The sequence below is a fragment of the Chitinophaga sp. 10T418 genome, assembly GCF_056394125.1.
In genome coordinates this window covers 46,838-69,058 of the sequence record NZ_JBFTHG010000003.1, presented here as the reverse complement: position 1 = coordinate 69,058, position 22,221 = coordinate 46,838, and the positions used below count along the sequence as shown (strand labels likewise).

Genomic DNA, 22,221 nt, shown 5'->3' with positions numbered 1-22,221 from the left:
CTATGGCAGGGCTGATGGTGGCGCCTGCTGGTACCATCAGTTTTTATACACGAATTACAGAATATGATTAAACCTTTACACAGTATTCCATTGATAACCCTTATTTGTCTGGCCTTTCAACTGAATATTTCGGGCCAGCAGAAGATGCCGCCGGTCAACCTTTTTATAGGCACCAGCGGGGACAATGGCCAGGTAGATCCCGCCGCATGTGTACCTTATGGTATGGCAAGGGTATGCCCTGATATGGTGCACAGAAGTCACAGTGGTTATGATTTTGCTCAAAAAAACATCTCCGGGTTTTCTGTGAACCGTCTTTCAGGTATTGGTTGCGGAGGTAATGGGGGAAATCTCAGTATAAAACCTGCGGATAAAAATGCTTTACTCTCCCTGGTAAAATCAACGGAAATATCGGAGCCCGGATATTATTCGGTAAAGCTGGATAATGGCGTCACCGCTGCTCTGACAGCAACAACTAATGTGGCGGTAGAACAATACTTATACCCTGCCGGGACGGAACAGCAGCTGCTGATTAATTTTGCCTCCTCCTTTACCGGAGTAAGAGAGGTTAGCTACAACGTAATATCGGATAGTGAAATCTCCGGTTATCTGCGGGCAGGAACAACCTGTGATGCGGGCACTTATAAACTGTTTTTTAACATCAGATCCGACAGGTCCTTTCGTTGCCTGAATACTACAGGGAAGGTGCTGGAATTGTCCTTTGGGAAGGCCTCCGGAAAACCGGTAGAAATGCGGGTTGCGCTGTCGCCGGTGAATGTGGAGACTGCTACTGCAGAGAATAACAGGATTGCCGGTATTGGTTTTAATGCTATCAGAAAGGAGGCGATGAATAACTGGTGTGCTCTGTTAAATAAAATTGAAGTAAAGGGCGGCACCACAGACGACCGTATTTTATTTTACACCTCCCTTTACCGGGTTTTTCTAAGCCCCGCAAATGTAACGTCCTCCGACAGGAGATACCTGGCTACAGACGGGTCTATTAATACTGCCAGGGACTTTACTTATTATAGTTCATGGTCCATGTGGGACAATTACAGGACAAAATTCCCTTTGATCACCTTACTGGAACCTGGTAAGATGAGAGATATCAGCAGGTCGCTTGCCGAACAATATATTCACGGCAAAAAGGATTGGGCAACGGATTTCGAATCCGGACCTACTGTGAGGACAGAGCATTCCATCTGTGTACTGCTGGATGCCTATAGGAAAGGTATTACAGGATTGAATCTGGACATCGCTTATGAGGCAATAAAAAAAGAAGTGGATAGCCTTCGCTTTGGCAGACCAGACCAGGCAATGGAAACCTGTATTGACCTTTGGGCGATGAGTGAAATTGCCCGGGAAACAAATCACACCGGCGATGCCATCTACTATAAAAATAAGGCACAACAACTGTTTACTACCACCTGGGAGAAAGAATTCTGTCATGTCAATAGTTCGTATGCCCTTATGCGTAACAATGGCTTATACCAGGGAAGCAGGTGGCAATACAGATGGGCCGTGCCGCAATATCTCCCATTGATGGAAAACATGAGTGGTGGAAGGGATACTTTGGCCAATCAACTTGATTATTTTTTTGAAAAAAGTATGAATAACCAGGGCAATGAAGTAGGTATACATGCCCCTTTTATTTTCAACAGGTTGGGACGGCCCCAAGAGGCGCAGACCATTGTAAAAAGAATGCTTACGGAACAGACGAAACACCTTTATGGCGGCAACGCAGAGTACCCCGAGCCGGTTGTAAGCAGGATATTTAAGAATTCTCCTGTGGGATTTCTTCCTGAAATGGACGAGGATGATGGTACCATGTGCGGCTGGTATGTATTCGCTTCCATGGGACTTTTTCCATTGGTAGTTGGCGAACCCTCGTATGAGATCACCTCTCCGATATATGATGAAATCAGGATTCAGCTGGATAAAACCCATCAGTTTATGATTGTAGCAAGAAACAGGAAATCCTTGAATGACATCATTAAGAAAGTGAAATTCAATGGTATTGATCTGCCTGATTTCCGGATCAACCATAATATGTTAACCAAAGGAGGTGTACTGGAACTGTTTTACTGATGCATATTTATTTAATATAAACAGGGTTTGTACAGGTATGTCTTACATCATCTGCAGAGGCGGGGTAAGACACGCCTGTTTATGCCCCTGTAATTACTGTATCCCTGTTCGTTAATCTATAAGACCTGAATAATGAAATATTTATATGAGAATTTCACATTCCCTGCCGATCAATCGTTTACGATCAGGAAAGAGGTACTGGAAATGGAGAAGTATAGCACTTTTAAAAGTCACATCAATTTTGAAATTGCGCTACTGGAGAATTGCCTTGGGAAAAGGTTTATCGGAGATCACATCGCTGATTTTGACGGGCCGGAGCTGGTACTTTTAGGAAGCTATCTGCCGCATTGCTGGCAGTACCATGGCGTACAGGATTTCAGTCATCCCCCCACGGCTTATGTAGTACACTTTTTCCCGGATTTTATAGGTACTATGATCCTGGAAAAACCGGAGGCAAAAGAATTGAATGTTTTGTTCAGCAGAGCAGCAAGAGGTATTTTATTTTCAGGAGATACGATTATCCAGGCGAGGTTTATTTTAGAACAGATGCTGGGTGCAAAGGGGCTCCGGAAAATTGCCTGGATGATAGAATTGCTGGATGTACTCGCTCATTCAAAAGAAAGCACGGTGCTGGCTTCTCCTTATTTCAACATTACGGGAACATCAACCCAGGAGCAGCGGATTACACAGATATTTGACCACATGTATAAGAATTTTAAGCAGGACATCACCCTGGAGGAGACGGCAGCAGTTATTCATATGTCCGCCAGCGGTTTTTGCCGTTACTTTAAGCAAAAAACAAACAAAACATTTATCGAAATTTTAAAAGAGATTAGAATTGGTCATGCTGCTAAACTATTGCTGGCAGGTACCCATAATATATCTGCTGCCTGTTATGAAAGCGGGTATAATAACCTTTCTAATTTTAATAAGCACTTTAAAGAAGTAGAAGGACTATCTCCCAGTAATTTTTTGAAACAATATCGTATACATTACTAGGAGTTGCCCTTAGCAGTATGAATTGGTAGTATCTAATTTTCCATACCCCAATTTTCATTCGGCTTATCACCCATATAAAGTTCCAGTGTATCGCCGTTGATGATATTCTTATAATCAATATAACACTTGTTATACACCTTGCCGTTTAGCCTGGCCGATTGTATATACCTGTTTGTGGCCGAATTATTATGCGCAATAATGGTAAATTTCCTGCCATTGGCATACCCAGCATCTGTTTGTATTGTTATAGTACGAAACAACGGACTGAATATTTCGAACCTGTTTTCCCCGGGACAGGAGGGATGCAACCCACTTGCAGCCAGCACATACCAGGCCGACATTTGCCCAACATCTTCATTGCCTACCAATCCCTCTACCGAGTTATGATAGGCCCTGCTACATATTTCTCTTACCCATTTTTGCGTGAGGTAAGGCTTTCCTAATTTATTAAACATAAACGGAACAAGATGCACGGGCTCGTTAGCATGGTTATAAAAATTATTCCACTTCATGGATGCCGGCGTTTTCTCAAAAAAGGACTGGAGTTCCTTTACGGTGTTTTCACGACCACCCAATAATTCCGACAACCCTTTAATATCATGTGGTACAAACCAACCTTGCTGATAAGGATTACTTTCTGTACACCCAAATCCCATGGCCAGTATGCTGTCCTTAGGAAGCGGAACCCATCGCCCAGCATCCGTTTTGGGTCTGAACCAATGGAGCGAAGTATCAAAAATATTCCGGTAGCTTTTTGAGCGATTGAAGTATAGAGCGGCGTCCTCTTTTTTACCCAGACTGTCTGCCAACATAGACAGGCTCCATTCAAAATAGGCATGTTCCAATGTTTCAGAAATATTATTGGAATGTCCTTTGTCACCATTGCCAAATTTTTCGCAGGAATTTCTTGCATAACGGTATGCCTTATCAATGTTGAATTTCCGGATACCTTTATTATACGCATCCACCAGCACAGATACCGCTGGATTGCCGTTCATGCAACCACTGTACGCATTTAAAAATTCCCAGCGCTCCAGGTATTGCTTCCCACTTTCGTCGGCCAGCTCCACCAGTGAATTGATCATATCATTTACGATGGAGGGGTTAATGATATTCTGTAAGGGGAATTGACTCCTGTATACATCCCATCCGCTGAAAATAGTACGTTTTACAAATTTGTTGGTTTGGTGAATTTTGTTATCGCCTCCCACATAACGCCCATCTACGTCGGTATAACAACGTGGATCAATCATCGTATGATAAAGTGCGGTATAAAAAATTGTTTTTTCATCTTCAGTACCACCATCTACTTTGATTTTATCCATGGCCTTTGCCCAAAGTGATTTTGCCTGTTGATGAATAACGTCAAAGTCAAAATCTTTTATTTCAGCCTGCAGATTCTTCTCCGCGCCCTCCATACTTACAAATGAAATACCTGCTTTTAGAAATACCTGTTCATCCTTGCTGGTTTCGAATTCAGAGAAAAATCCAAGATGCTTTCCCTGCATTTTTTTGGCTCCATATACTACTTTAGCATTTGCTACAATGTCCTGGTAAGCATCACTGGTAACATCTTCTCTTTTTCGTTTCATGCCTTCTGGAATATCGGCTGTCCATACTCCAAATTTTTTGAGTGGCTTACTCATCACCGCAAAAAAGTAAACGGTATAGTTTGGCTTCCCATCACCGTTTCCCCAGCCACCGCCTTCAGGAGTGCATTTCATCCAACCGCGGATAGTATGTTCGTTCACGACCTCAATATATTGCTCTGTAGAGGTACCTCCTACGCGGCGGGCCAGATCGATCTGCATTCGTGACTGTTTACCCGCCGGATAGGTAAACCTGAGTATACCACTATGTGGCGCGGCTGTAGCTTCCGCTCGTATGGAGTAATCTGTTAAGGTAGCTGCGTAATAGCCAGCCTCCGATCTCTCACTGTGTTTATCGAAATGAGAACGATATCCTTTCTTTTCACCATTTTCCTTGCCGGAGAAAGTTTTCAAAGGCCCGTTAGCAGGCATCACCAGAAAGTTGCCAAGGTCGCCATACCAGCCAACACCACTCATTTGAGTGAAGGCAAAGCCTTCTACTGTTGTATGCTCGTAACTGTAGCCACTACCGTTATCGCCTCCTGTAATGGTATTAGGACTTAATTGAACCAACCCAAATGGAGTTGCTGCGCCGGGAAATGTTTTACCAAGGCCGGCGCCATCTCTTGCTTTGGCAATGCTGGTACTGGCGCCAATAAATGGATTAATATAGTCCACCGGTTTTTTTTGTGCAGCAACGAAACCGCTTACAGCAGTCAAAAATCCTCCCAGGAAATATTTCTTTAACGATCCGTTCTTTAGCATTATATCATTAATTGTTTTGTAACTTAAGCCTGCTCAAGGTTTGATATGTTGAGGGAATCTACAAATGTCTACATTCCGTATTCATTGAATGACAGTTAATTTAGCCAATTTTGGTGTTATTTTGACTTTTATGGCTTTCTCCGGCTCGTTATTATCATACGCAAAAATTAATAAACGGCTGTTTTTAGAAGGAATTTTATCTTCGTTATCTATAAATACGCTTTTAAGATAAAGCGCATTAAGCCTCCCATCATTATAGCCGACATTACCTTTTCATTATATAGATTCCGTCCAGGCTATGCTTAGTACCCGCTAAGTACCTATAGAAGCAGTGCAGTAGAGGTGGACTTGATGTGGGGATGAGTTTCGGATGTATAACCGGGGTGAAATTGTATCAGCAAATGTATGCAGGTCAGAACTGGCCATAGCAGCGCTGCTTCAGAAGCATGCTGTAGCTGAGGAAAGAGATGTACTATTGAAAGGAAGCAGGTATAAGGGGTTTATTGATCAAAATATCTCCGGGGGCAAAATAGCTTTATTCCAGTTGAATGACAGCTGGATATGTGTATGTATAGGTAAGTTTGGGAAGCAATTTCGTGCGCTTTGGATAAGTACGTTTATGAGCAGATTTGGGAACCTGTGGCGCTGCCACCGCAATAATATCGGCGGCCATATATTGTCTGTTGCCCGATGGGCCGTCCTTGTACATCGCTCTTACCTGGAAAACCACTACCAGTGAACCCTTCCCGGGTACATCCAGCGAAACATTTGTTTCCTGGAAAGTGGTATCGGGGTCTATCATTAGCGTAACCGTTTCGCTACCTGCCACCTGGCGTGATATAAAATCAATACGTGTTGCGATCACTTTTACTTCCAGGGCAGCAATGCCTTTATACCCGGCGATGGTTTGTGCGGGAATATTTAATATCCCATTACTGTACAACCGGGGAGCTACCGGAAAAAAATGATCTACTCCGGTATGCTGATGGAAGCGGAAGCCTGTGATGGCCTCGTGATGCTCACCGGCAGCAATGAGTAGCTTGTTCAGCCGATTGATGTGGCCACCGTCACAATGGATATCCAGGTGGGGGTAGAAAGCCTTACGGATAAAAGCGCCTTTCCTGCTGGCGATGCCAAAGCGCCGGGATGCGCGGCGGGTAGCAGCCGTTTGCTGCACGCTTTCGGGCATGCTGCGCAGAAAGTATTCGCCATTGCGCTTATACCCAATGAGATTGCCGAGTTTTCCCGTAAAGGAAATGACAGACATTTGTTTTGCCATGGGAGATTATTTTGATTACTATAAATATAAGATAATTCAGGGAACCTGTTTTCGGGACAAATTGAAGATTAGCTAAAGGGAGTGTAATGGGTATTGTATAATATTCAACGATAGTTCGGTGTGTATTTGAGAATAACAAATGTGAGTGTACGGGCATTTAGAGCATATTGAAAAAAGATATTCCACCCGTTTTCAGCCTGATCCCCTTTCAGATTCGTTTGATGCACTTTCAGCTTTACCTGCTAAAAACAGGAAAGCTGCATCAATCATAGGATTTATGCGGCTTTAACTTTAAATAAATTCCTGGCTGCATGTAGTAAAACAGGCATAGTTGCTTCTGCTTCTTTTTTAGGTATATTTATATATTCCCTTAACCCATTATTACATGCACTTTATTAAAAGTTCTATCATTTTATTACTAACATTATTTGTTACCACCACTATCTGCGCACAAACGAATATTTACTATTCAGACATAGACCTGTTTTGGAAAACATTCGATAGCATACATACTGTTAATGACGCTACGCAGCAAATACAACTAATACAGACCATGTATCTTGATAAGGGGACCAAAGGATTAAAAGAACTGGCCCACATCAGGAACTGGACACCTTCAAAATTTCAGAAAAGCATTTTTGCTCATCCCGGTTTCTGGGCATCTATCAGACCTAACACGCTGAAAGTAAAAGAGAGTAAAGCAGATATTGAAAAATTAATAGCGGCATATAAAAAGCTATATCCCCCTTTTAAAAGACCGGCAATTTATTTTACTATCGGATATATTGGAACAGGAGGAACTACTACACAAACCGAAGTACTGATAGGGACAGAAATAGGGGCGTCAGACAGCATCACTAACTCAGTGGGACTTCCTCCTTTTTTACAAGGTTATTTTAAAGGCAATAAAGGTATTTTGCAGATTGTGGCACATGAACTTTCTCATACACAACATAAAGGCGGAGATATGGAGGACAAAGCCCACACCAACCTGCTTGGATTTTGTATTGCGGAAGGCTTATGCGATTTCATAGCGGAACTGTTGTTACAGCGCCCGTTAGAAACGCCATACATGCGTTATGGTAAAGAACATGAAAAGGAAATATGGCAAAAATTTAAACAGGAAATGCAGGGAACTGAGTTAAAAGACTGGTTATATAATGGTGTTGATCTGGGATACTTTGTAGGATACGCCATCTGTAAGTCTTATTATGAGCGTGCCACAGACAAGGCTAAAGCGATCGATTATATGATAAATATGGATAATGAACAGATAGCAGATTTAGATAGGTTTTTGGCTGCTTCCGGGTACATGCAGTAGCGCCTGCTGTCAAGGCAAATGGATTAAATTATTATAAATATCAGACCAGAGTACATCCGGGACGGTATGCTTTATATCTGAGAGTCGTACTCATTTTGTGAATCAATGGTATTTATGCGGTTGAAAGATCTTTTTCCTGAGCATATCTTTTACAAGAAGATGAGCATAACTGCCGCTTAAATCTTCTTCTGATAAGGGGTCAAAAGAGGCCGTTTGTATGGCATAAACCAAGGCACCGTTGTTAACATCATAAACATTGCTTTCCCAGAACCAGGCCGTATGTTCCGTATAATTTGTATATACCGGGTGATACTCATTCATGGCGCTGTAGTACAACCAGAAATCACTCTCGCGGAAGGGATAGAGGGAAAAGATAAATCTTCCGGTGACATCGTAAATTTCCTTTGATTTATCCCGAAGAACGATGGTTAGCACTACGTCAATACTATCCCGGGAAAGTATTTTTTTTATGGAGTCTTTAGGTATCGCTGCAAATGCCTGTGGGCCATATTTTATACACGCAGAGAGAGCGGTGCAGCCCTGTGCCGTTAACTGCCCGACCATATGTTTTTCCATCGTTGCCTGTAAACTGCTGTCGGGGCCATGTATTACCGCCATAACGAGAATGTTTTTATAGTTCTCAGGGTGGATCTCCCTTCCTTTCCATGTTCCAGTAATACGGGAAGTAGCACACTGACAAAAGCCAGTCATTAGTGTTATTGCAAGATGTAAATAAATCCTTTTCATAAAAAATTGCAGCGTCAGTTTTTAAAGATCACGGGTGATCGATGTAGACGGGTACTTTTTCATAAGTGATTGTTTTATGTACCTGTTCCGGCAGTGGTTTGGCTGCCGCTTTTTTCGACTATAAAATTAGCGGGGTATTGATGATAGGTAAATGATGATGGTCATACCTTTTGGGTGATTGTTGTCATGTATTGATATACAGCCATGAAACCCTGATAATAATCAACAATGCCTGTGAGCGATGTCATTCTTTTTGGAGGCGTGGTGATATAATTTAGCGGATAAATCCAGGAACTTTTCAAAATCACATATATGAAAATGGTGTTGAAATTTATAAATGGAGCATTTATTACCGCCGTTATTTTATGGACCGGCATCCTGGTATTATATGTTTTTACAGCTATAGACTTATTATCTATCGGGCAAATGGAAGATATGAAACAGGTGGGACATCCCCATAAAGTGACGATTTCCCAACCCGGAGTTGATATCACCGAAGAGCATGAGGGGGCGGAGACTACCGATAGCAGCCGGTATAATAATATCCTACTGCACCTGGTGCATAATAAACCATCTGCCAAATGGCCTGTGAATACTGGTTATCCTTTGCCGGGAGCGTTGTTGCCCTATCACCGGATTGTTGCTTTTTATGGGAACCTGTATTCCGCAAAAATGGGCATACTGGGTGAATTACCAGGAGATGATATGGTAAAACAGTTAGCGGAAGAAGTGGACAAATGGAAGCAGGCAGATACCAGCCTGCCGGTTGTTCCTGCTTTACATTATATCGCCGTTACGGCTCAGTCGCAACCGGGAAAAGACAGGAAATACAGGTTACATATGCCATCCGGAGAAATTGATAAAGTATTGGAGCTGGCAAAAAAGGCGCATGCCATTGTTTTTCTGGATATTCAGCCAGGCTGGAGTTCACTTCAGGGAGAGCTGCCGTTACTGGAAAAGTATCTCTCGCGGCCCGATATACACGTGGGTATTGATCCGGAATATTCTATGAAAAATAAACAGGTGCCCTGTACATCAATTGGCACCTTTGATGCGGAGGATATCAACTATACTATTACCTGGCTTGCCGCGCTGGTGCGGCAATACCATCTGCCTCCCAAAATACTGGTTATACACCGTTTCACACAGGGAATGGTGACAAACTATAAAAATATCCATATACAACCTGAAGTGCAGGTAGTGATGAATATGGACGGCTTTGGCGGCGTAGCGAAAAAGAAAGACAGCTACCAGTGCTGGATCTCAGGGGAGCCGGTACAGTTTACCGGGTTTAAATTATTTTATAAGAATGACGTAATAACCGGCGGGCACCTGATGCAACCTGCAGAAGTATTGGAGTTGTATCCGCAGCCGGTGTATATCCAATATCAATAGTTTTTTGTCACTGTTATAATAGTTGTATGAGATACCTGATGATACTTATCTTTTTCTTCGCTATAAAGCATATATCGGCACAGGTAAATATACCGGTGTTATGTTATCACAATATTTATGCGGGTACGGGCCACAAGAATGATTTAATGCATATCAGCAATGAACAATTGAACCTGCAATTAAAATCACTTGCCGACAGTGGATACCGTACCATATTGCCGGATGAGTTGTTGGCATATTTAACAGGAAAGCGCCCAGCCCCGGCGAAGCTGTTGATGATCACGTTTGATGACTCCCATGTAGAACATTTTTCTATAGCTGATTCCTTGCTGCGCCGCTATGGATTTAGAGGTATTTTTTTTGTAATGACGGTCACACTGGGAAAGCCAGGTTATATGACAACGGAGCAGATCCGGAAACTCGCTGACCGGGGGCATATCATTGGATCGCATACCTGGGATCATCCGCATTTGTATGCTACGGGTAAAATGGATTGGGAAAAACAATTGCTCCGGCCCAGGAAAACACTGGAAAAAATCACGGATAAACCCGTATGGTATTTTGCCTATCCCTTTGGAGAATGGAATGATACAATCATTAGTCATCTGGAGAGATCTGGTTACAGGGCAGCCTTTCAGCTAAACGGGCATCGCGGTAATGCACTATTTACAATCAGGCGTATGATAACAGACGGGCGGTGGTCGGGAGTCAGGTTACAAAGTGAGATGCTAAGATTTAGCAAAGAAAATTAGGATGGTGTATCATTAAATAATAACATTATGGATAACAGAAAATTTTGTCAGAGTTGCAGCATGCCGCTTGACACACCTGAGCTCCTGGGAACAGAGAAGGACGGAACCCCCAGCCAGGAGTATTGTAAATATTGTTACCAGCACGGCGAGTTTACTCATCCGGGCTTGTCTCTCGATGAGATGAAAGAACACATGACCAGGATGATGGATAGGGAAAAGTTGCCGGAGGATATACTGGAAGCAGCTATAGGCCGTTTGCCGCATTTAAAGAGGTGGGCAGGGAGCAACGCTGATGCGGGGCATCGGGTTTCCTGAAGCATGATCATCTGATTTCCCTGATTAAGATCAGCATAATGCCTAATTCAGGTCATTGCCACGGGGAAAGGCGGCAGGTATCTTTGGTGTGTTTATAAGTCTGATCTCATTAATAAAATTCACTGCTATGTCCGCAATTGTCACCATTACATTAAATCCAGCGATAGATAAGAGTACAACCGTCCCGGTACTGGTCCCGGAAAGAAAGTTACAATGCAGCGTACCTGTTTTTGAACCGGGTGGTGGTGGCGTTAACGTAGCCCGGGCCATTACACGGTTAGGTGGTAATGCAAAGGCAATATACCTGGGAGGTGGTTATAGTGGGAAATTTTTTGATTCCCTGTTGAACTCAGAAGGAGTTCCTGCTTTACGTGTGCCCATTGCAGGCCATACCAGGGAAAACCTGATTGTAACGGATAATAATAACCATGCACAATACCGTTTAGATATGCCGGGGCCGGTAGTGGATACTTACGAATGGCAGCATTTACTGGAAGTGATCCGGGGGATAGATGATATAGATTACCTGGTTGCCAGCGGCAGTTTGGCGCCTGGCGTGCCTGCGGATATATTTGCCTCTTTCAGTGCTATTGCGACGATTAAAGGCGCCCGTTTTATTGTTGATTCTTCCGGTGCGGCTTTAAAAGAGGCCTTACGCGAAGGAGTTTACCTGATCAAGCCAAATGTCCGGGAACTGGCAGGTTTTGCCGGTGTGAATACCCTTAATGAAAAAGAAATTACGGAAGTGGCAAAACGGATCATCAGCAGGAAGCGCTGTGAAGTAATAGTTGTATCTATGGGAGAAGCCGGTGCTATGTTGGTAACAGCCGATCTTTCAGTGAAGATACCAGCACCTGGTGTTCGCAGGGTGAGTACGGTGGGGGCAGGCGATAGCATGTTGGCCGGTATTGTTTACAGCCTGGTTGCCGGCAACGATATCCTGGAAGCTACACAATTTGGCGTAGCCTGCGGTACCGCCGCTACCCTGAATCCCGGCACAGCATTATGCAAAAAGGAAGATTCAAAGATGCTTTTTGAAGAAATATGCAAAAGACAATCGTTAAATACAAGCGTTCAGCGTTAATACCAGCTGGAATAAAAAAGGTATTTAAGACCTTAGGCCCTGGCCTTATTACGGGCGCCAGTGATGATGATCCATCCGGGATCGCTACCTATTCTCAGGCCGGGGCCCAGTTCGGACTTTCCACCTTGTACACATCGGTGCTCACCTTTCCACTGATGGCCGGCATGCAGGAAATGTGTGCCAGGATAGGGTTGGTAACATCGCAGGGATTGACCGCCACGCTTAAGCAACATTATCCCAAACCTTTTTTATATGTGATGCTGCTTTTCAGTTTTCCCGCTATTACACTAAATATCGGTGCAAATATCCAGGCAATAGGCGCTGTTTGCCATATGATATTCCCGGCAGTTCCTGTGGCCGTTTTCTGTACATTCGCCACCTTTTTGCTGATGGTCGTTATTATCCGTTATCCTTATCAAAAAATTGCGATGATCCTGAAGTGGCTTTGTCTTTCCCTTTTATTATATATTATTGTTCCCTTCCTGGTGGACCAGGACTGGAAACAGATTGCAAGAGATGCTATTATCCCGGTGATTCAATACGACAAAAATTTCCTTTCAATTATTGTCGCGATCCTGGGAACGACCATTTCTCCATATCTTTTTTACTGGCAGGCCACCATGGAGGCGGAAGAACGTTTGCATAACAATATTCTTGTAATTGATAAACAGATATTGCATAATATGAGGACAGATGTGGGCACCGGTATGTTCTTTTCCAATATTGTCATGTTTTTCATCATTCTCACTACCGGCACAGTGCTTTACCAGGCAGGTATCAGGCAGATTGATACGGTAGACCAGGCGGCAAAAGCATTGGAGCCGCTGGCTGGTAAATTAACCTACCTTGTTTTTGCTTCAGGGGTACTAGGAACGGGGTTACTGGCTATCCCCGTACTGACCGGCGCCCAGTCTTATATGCTCGCAGAAACGCTGGGGTGGACAGGAGGGCTCGACAAGAAGTTTACCCAGGCAAAGCCGTTTTATATATCTATTGTTATTTCCCTGATGGCGGGCCTGTTACTGCAGTTTTCCGGAATCAGCCCCCTCCGGGCATTGCTGTATACGGCCATCGTATATGGATTGACAGCGCCCGTATTAATCGCGATTGTTTTGCATATCGGGAACAATGAAAAGATCATGAAAGAGAATACGAATACATGGTTTGCTAATCTTTTAGGTTTTATAACGCTGATAGTAATGACTGTGGCAGCGATTGCGCTGATCTGTTTCCTGCTATGAAACAAACTGAAATCGCCGGATGATTGCTTGTGAAAAGCGATMATCCGGTGATCTGGGGGAAGCCAGCCTGAATTTTTCAGGGGTAAATTATTTGCTTACGGGAAATATGACAGTAAAGGTAGTACCCTGGTTTAATTTGCTGCTGCAATAGATTTTACCCTCCATGATCTCTGCATATCGCTGAACGATATGCAACCCCAAACCCGTTCCAGGAATATTGTTAACATTAGCTCCCCGGTGAAACCGTTCAAAAAGGTGTTGCTGATCTTCCGCTGAAATGCCCATACCATTATCTTTTACGAGGAGCGTGAAGGAAGTCTCGTTTATAGTGGTCTCGATTTCTATCTGGCTGTCGGAGGTTGAAAATTTAATAGCATTACCGAGTAGATTCATTACAATATGCTTTATCAGCGATGGATCCGATACCAGGTTTTTATCCCCTGTATGGTTGTATGTAATTGTCTGGTTGTTCTTTGCAATGTCCTGCATTTCCTGGATGACTGTATTGATATGTTCTTCAATATCAAATACCGTATTTCTGACCTGTATTTTCCCCTCCTCGATTTTACTTAAAGAAAGAAAATCATTCAGGGTATCTGTCAACAGGTTTACATTGTTGATAATCCGTTGAATATGTTTATTGCGCAGCGGTTGATCCTGATCTGCATCATAATGTTTTATAAGAAATATAGATGAAAGGATCGTACTTAGTGGAGTCCGGAATTCATGAGATGCCATGGAAATGAAACGGGATTTCAGATCACCAAGCTCTTTTTCTTTACTTAATGCCATTGTAAGTTCTCCTTTGGAGTTTTCCAGTTCCTCCAACGTTTTGCGCAACTTTGTGGTGCGGTCTTCCACCATTTCCTCCAGCTCATTATACAGTTTTTCGACCCGTTCTTCCGCTTTCTTTCTCTCGGTAATATTACTGATATAGACGATGATAAAGTTCCCTTCTTCGTTGGAATAATGACTAAGGCTGATTTCTACCGGGAATTCTGTTCCATCTTTCCGGACAGCAAAGAGATTCATGCCTATGCCCATTGGCCTGTTTTGAGGGGTGGCATTATATCTTTCCCTATGCCCTATATGACGATCACGGACACGGAGGGGGATAAGTAATTCTACCTGCTTACCCACTAACATTTCCAGTTGGTAGGCAAACTGCCGCAATGCAAAATCATTAATTATTATAATTTCCCCTTGTTTATTGGTTACGAGGATGCCAATGCTGGCATTATTGAATAGTGTTTCAAAACGATTCAGTTCTTTGTCAAGCTGCTGCCTATACTGGCGGGGAGATAAGATTTCCGTAATCCTGAAGAAGCAATAATTTGTATGATTGTATTGAAGGGAGATTTCTTCATATGCGCCGATAAATATTTCTCCATTTATATTTTTAAGTTGCCGCTCATTTACGGATAAACCGTTGCTGGCAGACTTTTCTGTGGCATCGGAAGTTCCAATCTTATTTTGTTCCATGAGCAGTTCCAGTAAGAGGTAGTTGTCTGTTCCCAATATTTTGCTCCCGGTTTCATTGATATATAGCAATTTGCCGCTTTCGAGTTCTCTTATAGCCACAAGTCCCGGGTCCTGCTCCAGGATTGCAGCGAAAATATCGAGCCGGAAGTGTATATCTATATCACCAACTGATACGCTCATGCTATTATTTAACAAAATAAAGTAAAAGAAGATTTTGCTATTCTCTGAAAAGTGCAAACGGTGTAATCCGTTTTTACGCCTCGCGTTGTATTTGGGGCGCTGTAAGTATATTATTGTGCTTTAATGGAAATATTGATTTAGTAGGGGGCTGCTTCCAGAACTACTTTTCAATAATTGAAGTTAAGAAATTTATCAGGCAAAATAAAAAAATCATCCCTTGAAAAGGTATCAATAATTGACATCCGTATTGCGGATCAGGAATTAATATCTTACAAATAAAAAATATTTTTAAATGGAATCAAATCAGCATATCTGGTAGTTGGAAGGCTTAATTGGTCCTGGTATTCCTTTCTGTTTTATGACCGTAGTCATAAAACAGGATGATTAGTCTCATTTGCAGGTGAGCATAACAATGCTAAACTTGTATTGATCAAAATTCTTTTTTATGCAGATATATATTAGTGAAGAATCTGTGGTAAAAGATATACAGGAGAAATTCCATACAATATATCCGTATCTGAAACTGGAATTTTACAGGAAGCCACATACAAAAGGAGAATACTCCCCGGAAGAAGAGAAAATATCTCGGGATACTCCGATTGAGAAAATAAGAATGCGAAATGGTTTCGGATGGCTCGATATCAGCTATTACAGGACTGCCGCTGCCATAGAACATGACTTCAGTTACGTTTTTGGATTAAATGCACAGATACTTCGTAAAGCCGGAGCATTATGGCTGGAAACTACCGGTACTGATAACTGGACATTGGAAGAACTGAATAATGCAGGAAGATCATTAAAGAGCCACTCCTTTCAGTTACCAGAAGATCCTGACGATGACTGAAACAATCGGGTCAGATGGTTAGTTTTAACCTGAAAATCCAAGGATGCCGCTGTTATTGCTGTAATCGATGCTTTTGAGACAAAAGGAAAACTTCAATCTCAAAAGTAAAAGCTCTGGCGATTAGCTGGCGTTTTTATACCAAACTATTCGTAAGATAAGCGCGCGTTTAAACCGGAGAACTATTAGAGGTAGATATCTTCGTATTTTTGTAGCGATAAAAATGTTTTTCAAACCTGATCAAATCAGCCTATTCCGGGAGGTAACAAAGAGAGTTGCATTAACATTAATCACTGTAAAGCCACAATGTATAAGGCATCCGCAGATAAGTCTCCCTGACAACCTGGCCAGCCGTTATATTCCATACCAGCCAATGAACCCAGGATCTTACGGGTTTATTCTATTCCCATTAATGAAAATTTCCTTGGTGGGATCAGGATGCCCTAATTGTTTTAATCTCCGGACATGAGAGCGAAAAGCCGCCCCAAAAGAAGCTTTTGAATTATAAAATAAATTGAATTCGCGGGCTGTTTTCTCTACAATTGGAGCCATTTTTCTATAATGAACGTGACAGATATTTGGAAAAAGGTGGTGTTCGATCTGGAAATTCAATCCTCCAATGTACCAATTCAGGAAAAGATTATTTCTTGCAAAATCTGCTGTTGTCCGAATCTCATGAACAGCCCATTCATCGTGTATAACTCCATTTACGTCTGGCCTGAACTGTTGCGCACCCTCCACCACGTGTGCCATCTGAAAAACGGTACTAAGTATACACCCGGCAGTCCAGTGCATGATCAGAAAACCAAGAAGAACCTGCCACCACGTATATTGCGTTACAAGAACAGGCAGACCAATAAAAGTGAACAGATAAATAATCTTTACAATCACCATTTTTGCGTACTCTCTTTCGGGGTTCACATGATATTTTTCGGTTATCCCTTCCTTATTGTATTTAGCGAGCTGGGTAAAATCCTTTACCAATTTCGCGATAGTCATAAGTCCATAAAAGAAAAAGGCATGTATATATTGGTACCGATGAATTTTTTTTAACGGGGCATATTCCGAAAGCCGGATAGGACCTTTTCCTGCTATATCTTCATCATATCCTTCAATGTTTGTATAAGCGTGATGCATCATGTTATGCTGCACTTTCCAGTTAAATACATTGCTGCCCAGCAGATATAGGGTTCCGCCCATTACTTTATTGATCCACTCTTTGTTTGAATAAGAACCATGGATTGCATCGTGCATAACATTCATTCCTATACCGGCCATTCCTATTCCCATGGTGATGGTAAGTAGCATCGCCACCCATATATTCATTGGGATGATCAGTAACAATACAAATGGCCCGATATATAGTAATAGCATGGCGACTGTTTGTGTTACCAGCGTAAAATTCCCCTTAGTGGAAATACCATTTCCTTTGAAGTAGTGGTTCACATTACTTCGTACTGCGGCAGAAAATTGCTTTTGCCATGCTTCATCAGTTACAAATTTGATTGTTTTCATATCATTGGCTTTCTGTGATTAAAAAGGATTCTATGATGTTACCAGCTATCACTGGTAATTTTTCTCATATTATACCTGCTCTAATACTTTCTTTAATTTATTTTTTATTTCCGCCGCTATCTTGCGTAAATCTTTGTTTAATACCGCCTTCATCGACACTACCGGATTTATGGCTGATACCTCAATCTTACCGGGCTTCTTTTCCTGAACAATTACATTACAGGGGAGCATAGTACCAATTTTGTCTTCTGCCAGTAATGCTTTGTAGGCAAACGGCGGATTACATGCACCTAATATTTTGTAGTTGTAAAAATTCTCACCAAGCTTTTTATTTAAGGTTGCTTTGATGTCAATTTCTGTCAATATGCCGAACCCTTCTTTGCTTAGCGCATTGGTAACTCGTTGAATGACTTCTTCAAAATCCCCTCTTATTTTTTTGTTGAAATAGTACTTCATTTTAGACCTGATTTAATAATGTTTTAATTAATATTTCTAGCACTTTCTGACTTTCAAATTTCCTTTTTTAATGCCTCATCATATATGATCTAAGTCATCTATTTGATTGATCTAAGTCACAGACGGCTATTATGTGTATATAATATTTAAATGCACAGGTACTTCGTAAAGCCGGAACATTATGGCTGGAAACTACAAGTGCTGATAGCTGGACATTGGAAGAATTGAATAACGTGGAAAGATTATTATAGAGCCTCTTCCTTCAGTTACCGGAAGATGCTGATGATGACTGAAACAGTTGGGTCAGATGGTTAGTTTTAATTTCTTAATGATTCTTACGATCGCTACTGTTAACATTGAGCACAGTAATATAATACTCCAGTCTCCCAGTCCAATCACTGTAATTCCCAGGATTTTATCTGCCGGCGTAATCCAATAAGCAGCCAAAGACAACAGGATACAGCTTACGATCGCATACCATACAGCTTTGTTACGGAAGACATCCGTTTTATGAAAGGGGATCGTTCCCTTAAAAGTCATATTAAGTACCTGGAATAACTGGGAGAAGATCAGGGTATAAAAAAGGATATTATTGTATATCCTGTTATTCCAATGATCATGCCGGTGGAGCAGGAAATGGCTGATAGCTACTGCTCCCAGGGTAGTGGTTGTGATAACAAGCGCATAAACAAAAATGGCGGTCCATCTTTTTTTGTCAATAATGGAGGTTTCGGGCGGATAAGGTTTCCGTTTCATAATTTGATCACCGCCGTTACTGACACCCAGTGCCAGTGCGGGCATTGCATCTGTCAGGAAATTAATGAACAGGATCTGTAACGGGAGCAGCTGGAACGACAGGTTTAATAAGGCGCATACGGCAATTACAAGCAACTCGCTTAAATTACAGGATAGCAGGAAAATCACGAATTTCCGGATATTTTCGAAAATAATTCTCCCTTGCCTGATGGCAGATACAATGGCCGTAAAGCTATCATCTTTCAGGATCATGTCTGCTGCTTCCCGTGCTACCTGTGTTCCTCGTAACCCCATGGCAATACCGATATCTGCTTTTTTTAGCGCGGGGGCATCATTTACGCCATCACCAGTCATGGCTACAATCATTTTTTCATCCTGCAAAACTTTAACCAGGTGTTGCTTCTGTTCGGGGCTCACCCTGGCAAATACAGTGGTATTCAACCATAGCGCCCTGTCTGCTGTTGTTAGTTGAGCATAAGGTTTCATTTTGCCACCAAGCATTACATCATTGCCTGAAGTGGATATACCTAATTGCAACGCAATATTTTTTGCGGTTGCCGGGTGGTCGCCCGTAATCATGATCACACGTATGCCAGCATTTTTACATTCTTTAATAGCTTCCATAACACCGGCTGCTGGCGGATCACTGAACCCGATAATGCCGGCCAGCGTCAGGTTATTCATGAAAGATGGTTCCTGTTTTGTTGTTTCCCGGTAAGCAAAAGCCAGTATGCGGAACCCGGAGCGGGCATATTTTGTGGCAATGGATTTCCATTCTTCCTTTTGTTCTTCCTCCATTGGAAGTTTCCCGTTTTCAGTAAGTACTGAAGTGCAGTATGAAAGTATTTCCTCMACGGCTCCTTTTGCCGCGACGTAGTAGGGCAGATCCTGATCCTTTTGCCGATGAAGGGTGGCCATGAATCTCGTTTCGGAGGAGAATGGTATTTCAGCTGTTTTGCTGAATTGTTGCTGATAATAGGCTGGCTTCACTCCCGATGCGTATACCATTTTTAGTAAGGCTATCTCCAGCGGATCTCCTGAAGTATTTGCTCCACTGTTATTAGGCTGATAGCTGGCGGTATTGCATAACGCTGAGATATGGCGTAAATGAGCATAGGCAGCTGCTTCTGCGATAACGTGGTTTCCCAGCCAGTGAATGGAGAAATTGGTCGCATCGACCTGAACATGTGCCGATAGCCCGGCGGTATGGATAAGCGATACTTCGATCTGATTTTGTGTAAGCGTGCCTGTTTTATCGGTACAAATAACATTTGTTTCCCCAAGGGTTTCTACGGCAGATAGTTTTTTTACGATGACATTATGCCTGGCCATCCGCAACATACCAAAGGACAAAGCAAGCGTAGTTACAACGGGTAATCCTTCCGGAATGGCGGCAACAGACAATGCTATTGCTGTCTTTAATATCTGTGTGAAAGGCGTGCCATAGAACGCGCTCACGGAGAATATAATAACAATGAGTCCCAATGTAATCCAGATCAGTTTTTTACTTAAATACCGCACTTTTTGCTCCAATGGAGTGGCCGTTTGTTCGGTCTGTTGAACAATACCGGCCAGTTTGCCAAATGCTGTTTTCATACCAGTGTTTACCACTATCGCCCGGCAATTACCTCTCGTAACAAAAGTGCCTTTGTATAACATGTTGTTCCTGTCGGAAAGCGAAGTATTTTCCGGTAGCTGGTGTTGAAATTTGTCTACAGGAAAAGATTCACCCGTGAGGGTTGATTCGTCGACCTGTAATTGATTGGCGGAGAGAACCCGTGCGTCGGCGGTTACCATTTCTCCGCTCTCGATAAATAGCAGGTCACCGGGAACCAGTAACTCCGATTTTATTTCCATCATCTCGCCGCTCCGGATAGCCCTGGCCGGAACAACACTCATTTTTTTGAGTGCTTCCATAGAACGATGGGCCTGGTATTCCATCCAGAAGCCAATGATGGTATTCAGGATCAGTACCGCAAGGATAGCAAAGCCATCCAGCCATTCTTTGAAGAAGAAGGAAAGCAGCGCTGAAATGGCCAGCAGTATTATAAAAGGACTGGTAAACTGCCGCAGTAATATTAATAATGGTGGATTGCTTTTGGGACTGGTGATGCTATTGTAGCCATACCTGCGCAATCTTGTTACAGCCTCTTCTTTTGTTAATCCCCGGATGGCATCTGTTGAGCAGACCTGGATGATGGTTTCAGCCGTTAATGCCCAGTATTGGTCGTTTTCCTTCCTGATCGACAGATTCATCTTTTTATTTTTTTGCGTCAGTGCTTTGTTTAGCTGGCCCTAAGGAATTTATACATTGCACCACTGTGGCTATGTTCCCGCAGTTGTATATCATGGACTGCCAGGTATTCTATGATGTTTTGCATGTTAACGATGCCCATTATACGGTTCCCCGTAACCACAGGCATTGCTGTTACTTTATTCCCCGACAGTTTATCAATTGCCTCTTCCATAGTACATTCTTCATTAAGCGTTGGTACATCCGCTGTCATGAACTGACTGATTGTTGCTTCATGTTTTCCGCCTGATAGCGCACGGAGAATAGTATTCCGGTCAATTATACCGGCAGTAGTTGTATTATCTGTCACCAGAAAACATTTATCCTGGTAGTGCAACATTTTTTCGGCAGCCTCCTCAATTGTTGTAGTTGCAGGAAATGAGGAAGCAGTATCTATTGCCAGGTCTTTCAGATACAGACCTTTTGCTGCTGCTTTCAGATAGACTATTTTTTCCTCTCCGGCCCCGCTGACGATGATGAAGAAACCAATAAACATCAGGATAATATCAAAGACGATTAGTCCGCCTATGATAAACAGTGCCGCTATTATTCTGCCGGTAAATGCTGCTATAGCGGTTGAGCGGGTAGGATCCATTCGTAGTCCMAGTATTCCTTTCAATATTCTTCCGCCATCCATAGGGAAAGCGGGGATCAGGTTAAATAATGCCAGCATTATATTTACAACATAGAGGTAATACAGGAAATTATAGCTGTCAACAGATCCTATTACGTCTGCCGCTTTCCAGAACGGAGGATATCCCGGGATGAAAGGAAGCAAAGCAACTGCAATCAACAGGTTACCCATCGGGCCTGCCGCGCTGACAACAATTTCAGCGGCCGGTTTTTCCGGCATCTTTTCCATAGCAGCAATGCCTCCAATAGGGAGCAAGGTGATGCTTTTGGTATGAATGCCGTACCTGCCTGCGGCCAGCGAATGGCAGAGCTCATGGAATATTACACATGCAAATACAGCCGTAACAGCTATTACTGACCACAGTACCTCGCTGGCCGCTGTTCCTGTGGCGCTTTGTATAAACAGCATCAATGCTATCAGCAATCCGAAAGACCAATGCAGGTAAATGCTGGTATGATTAATAGTGAATAATTTTATACTGTTTTTCATTTC

17 protein-coding genes are annotated in these 22,221 nt (G+C 42.7%); 9 read left to right on the top strand and 8 right to left on the bottom strand.

The features are described from left to right. The first annotated feature begins 63 nt into the window (after positions 1 to 63). The gene (locus tag AC1DCV_RS08535; protein ID WP_477022801.1) at positions 64 to 2,085 is read left to right on the top strand and encodes a glycoside hydrolase domain-containing protein; all 2,022 of its coding nucleotides are present in this window, start codon (positions 64 to 66) and stop codon (positions 2,083 to 2,085) included. Positions 2,086 to 2,217: 132 nt separating this feature from the next. Beyond that, a complete protein-coding gene (locus AC1DCV_RS08530; RefSeq protein WP_477022800.1) occupies positions 2,218 to 3,084 on the top strand; it encodes a helix-turn-helix domain-containing protein in 867 nt (288 codons plus the stop codon). Positions 3,085 to 3,116: 32 nt separating this feature from the next. Here the strand turns inward: AC1DCV_RS08530 and AC1DCV_RS08525 are convergent, their stop codons facing one another. Then, the gene (locus AC1DCV_RS08525; protein WP_477022799.1) at positions 3,117 to 5,438 is read right to left on the bottom strand and encodes a GH92 family glycosyl hydrolase; all 2,322 of its coding nucleotides are present in this window, start codon (positions 5,436 to 5,438) and stop codon (positions 3,117 to 3,119) included. A gap of 535 nt (positions 5,439 to 5,973) precedes the next feature. Then, the gene (locus tag AC1DCV_RS08520; protein ID WP_477022798.1) at positions 5,974 to 6,717 is read right to left on the bottom strand and encodes a hypothetical protein; all 744 of its coding nucleotides are present in this window, start codon (positions 6,715 to 6,717) and stop codon (positions 5,974 to 5,976) included. Positions 6,718 to 7,102: 385 nt separating this feature from the next. Between AC1DCV_RS08520 and AC1DCV_RS08515 the strand changes: the two genes are divergently transcribed. Beyond that, a complete protein-coding gene (locus AC1DCV_RS08515; protein WP_477022797.1) occupies positions 7,103 to 8,038 on the top strand; it encodes a DUF2268 domain-containing putative Zn-dependent protease in 936 nt (311 codons plus the stop codon). A gap of 102 nt (positions 8,039 to 8,140) precedes the next feature. Here the strand turns inward: AC1DCV_RS08515 and AC1DCV_RS08510 are convergent, their stop codons facing one another. After that, a complete protein-coding gene (locus tag AC1DCV_RS08510; RefSeq protein ID WP_477022796.1) occupies positions 8,141 to 8,656 on the bottom strand; it encodes a hypothetical protein in 516 nt (171 codons plus the stop codon). A 441-nt stretch (positions 8,657 to 9,097) separates the two neighbouring features. Between AC1DCV_RS08510 and AC1DCV_RS08505 the strand changes: the two genes are divergently transcribed. From AC1DCV_RS08505 to AC1DCV_RS08485, 5 genes are all read left to right on the top strand, one after another. Next, positions 9,098 to 10,180, top strand: a complete 1,083-nt coding sequence (locus tag AC1DCV_RS08505; protein WP_477022795.1) for a hypothetical protein — start codon at positions 9,098 to 9,100, stop codon at positions 10,178 to 10,180. Positions 10,181 to 10,206: 26 nt separating this feature from the next. Further along, positions 10,207 to 10,932: a polysaccharide deacetylase family protein gene (locus AC1DCV_RS08500; RefSeq protein ID WP_477022794.1), complete on the top strand. Its 726-nt coding sequence runs from the start codon at positions 10,207 to 10,209 to the stop codon at positions 10,930 to 10,932. 27 nt (positions 10,933 to 10,959) lie between these two features. Next, complete coding sequence (locus tag AC1DCV_RS08495) at positions 10,960 to 11,247, top strand: zinc ribbon domain-containing protein (protein ID WP_477022793.1); 288 nt, start codon at positions 10,960 to 10,962, stop codon at positions 11,245 to 11,247. Positions 11,248 to 11,374: 127 nt separating this feature from the next. After that, complete coding sequence (locus AC1DCV_RS08490) at positions 11,375 to 12,331, top strand: 1-phosphofructokinase family hexose kinase (RefSeq protein ID WP_477022792.1); 957 nt, start codon at positions 11,375 to 11,377, stop codon at positions 12,329 to 12,331. Further along, positions 12,292 to 13,572, top strand: a complete 1,281-nt coding sequence (locus AC1DCV_RS08485) for an NRAMP family divalent metal transporter (RefSeq protein ID WP_477022791.1) — start codon at positions 12,292 to 12,294, stop codon at positions 13,570 to 13,572. The genes AC1DCV_RS08490 and AC1DCV_RS08485 overlap by 40 nt, the downstream gene beginning before the upstream one ends. Before the next feature lie 87 nt (positions 13,573 to 13,659). Here AC1DCV_RS08485 and AC1DCV_RS08480 read toward each other — a convergent pair whose 3' ends face one another. After that, positions 13,660 to 15,234, bottom strand: a complete 1,575-nt coding sequence (locus AC1DCV_RS08480) for a sensor histidine kinase (protein WP_477022790.1) — start codon at positions 15,232 to 15,234, stop codon at positions 13,660 to 13,662. Between the two features lie 445 nt (positions 15,235 to 15,679). Between AC1DCV_RS08480 and AC1DCV_RS08475 the strand changes: the two genes are divergently transcribed. After that, the gene (locus AC1DCV_RS08475) at positions 15,680 to 16,078 is read left to right on the top strand and encodes a hypothetical protein (RefSeq protein ID WP_477022789.1); all 399 of its coding nucleotides are present in this window, start codon (positions 15,680 to 15,682) and stop codon (positions 16,076 to 16,078) included. Positions 16,079 to 16,462: 384 nt separating this feature from the next. Here AC1DCV_RS08475 and AC1DCV_RS08470 read toward each other — a convergent pair whose 3' ends face one another. The 4 genes from AC1DCV_RS08470 to AC1DCV_RS08455 all read right to left on the bottom strand — a co-directional run bounded on the left by AC1DCV_RS08470 (position 16,463) and on the right by AC1DCV_RS08455 (position 22,218). Then, entirely contained in the window at positions 16,463 to 17,590 is a 1,128-nt protein-coding gene (locus tag AC1DCV_RS08470; protein WP_477022788.1) for a fatty acid desaturase family protein, read from the bottom strand. A gap of 69 nt (positions 17,591 to 17,659) precedes the next feature. Then, entirely contained in the window at positions 17,660 to 18,046 is a 387-nt protein-coding gene (locus AC1DCV_RS08465) for a DUF302 domain-containing protein (RefSeq protein WP_477022787.1), read from the bottom strand. A gap of 303 nt (positions 18,047 to 18,349) precedes the next feature. Then, positions 18,350 to 21,058 carry a cation-translocating P-type ATPase gene (locus tag AC1DCV_RS08460; RefSeq protein ID WP_477022786.1) on the bottom strand — a complete coding sequence of 903 codons (2,709 nt, stop codon included), beginning with the start codon at positions 21,056 to 21,058 and terminating at the stop codon, positions 18,350 to 18,352. 29 nt (positions 21,059 to 21,087) lie between these two features. Then, the gene (locus AC1DCV_RS08455; RefSeq protein ID WP_477022785.1) at positions 21,088 to 22,218 is read right to left on the bottom strand and encodes a site-2 protease family protein; all 1,131 of its coding nucleotides are present in this window, start codon (positions 22,216 to 22,218) and stop codon (positions 21,088 to 21,090) included. Between the last annotated feature and the right edge of the window lie 3 nt (positions 22,219 to 22,221).

Coding starts and splice junctions, on each gene's coding strand:
- AC1DCV_RS08520 (WP_477022798.1), bottom strand. CDS start 6,717: ATGGCAAAACAAATGTCTGTCATTTCCTTTACGGGAAAACTCGGCAAT.
- AC1DCV_RS08530 (WP_477022800.1), top strand. CDS start 2,218: ATGAAATATTTATATGAGAATTTCACATTCCCTGCCGATCAATCGTTT.
- AC1DCV_RS08535 (WP_477022801.1), top strand. CDS start 64: ATGATTAAACCTTTACACAGTATTCCATTGATAACCCTTATTTGTCTG.
- AC1DCV_RS08525 (WP_477022799.1), bottom strand. CDS start 5,438: ATGCTAAAGAACGGATCGTTAAAGAAATATTTCCTGGGAGGATTTTTG.
- AC1DCV_RS08475 (WP_477022789.1), top strand. CDS start 15,680: ATGCAGATATATATTAGTGAAGAATCTGTGGTAAAAGATATACAGGAG.
- AC1DCV_RS08485 (WP_477022791.1), top strand. CDS start 12,292: ATGCAAAAGACAATCGTTAAATACAAGCGTTCAGCGTTAATACCAGCT.
- AC1DCV_RS08500 (WP_477022794.1), top strand. CDS start 10,207: ATGAGATACCTGATGATACTTATCTTTTTCTTCGCTATAAAGCATATA.
- AC1DCV_RS08470 (WP_477022788.1), bottom strand. CDS start 17,590: ATGAAAACAATCAAATTTGTAACTGATGAAGCATGGCAAAAGCAATTT.
- AC1DCV_RS08510 (WP_477022796.1), bottom strand. CDS start 8,656: ATGGCGGTAATACATGGCCCCGACAGCAGTTTACAGGCAACGATGGAA.
- AC1DCV_RS08490 (WP_477022792.1), top strand. CDS start 11,375: ATGTCCGCAATTGTCACCATTACATTAAATCCAGCGATAGATAAGAGT.
- AC1DCV_RS08495 (WP_477022793.1), top strand. CDS start 10,960: ATGGATAACAGAAAATTTTGTCAGAGTTGCAGCATGCCGCTTGACACA.
- AC1DCV_RS08465 (WP_477022787.1), bottom strand. CDS start 18,046: ATGAAGTACTATTTCAACAAAAAAATAAGAGGGGATTTTGAAGAAGTC.
- AC1DCV_RS08515 (WP_477022797.1), top strand. CDS start 7,103: ATGCACTTTATTAAAAGTTCTATCATTTTATTACTAACATTATTTGTT.
- AC1DCV_RS08505 (WP_477022795.1), top strand. CDS start 9,098: ATGAAAATGGTGTTGAAATTTATAAATGGAGCATTTATTACCGCCGTT.
- AC1DCV_RS08480 (WP_477022790.1), bottom strand. CDS start 15,234: ATGAGCGTATCAGTTGGTGATATAGATATACACTTCCGGCTCGATATT.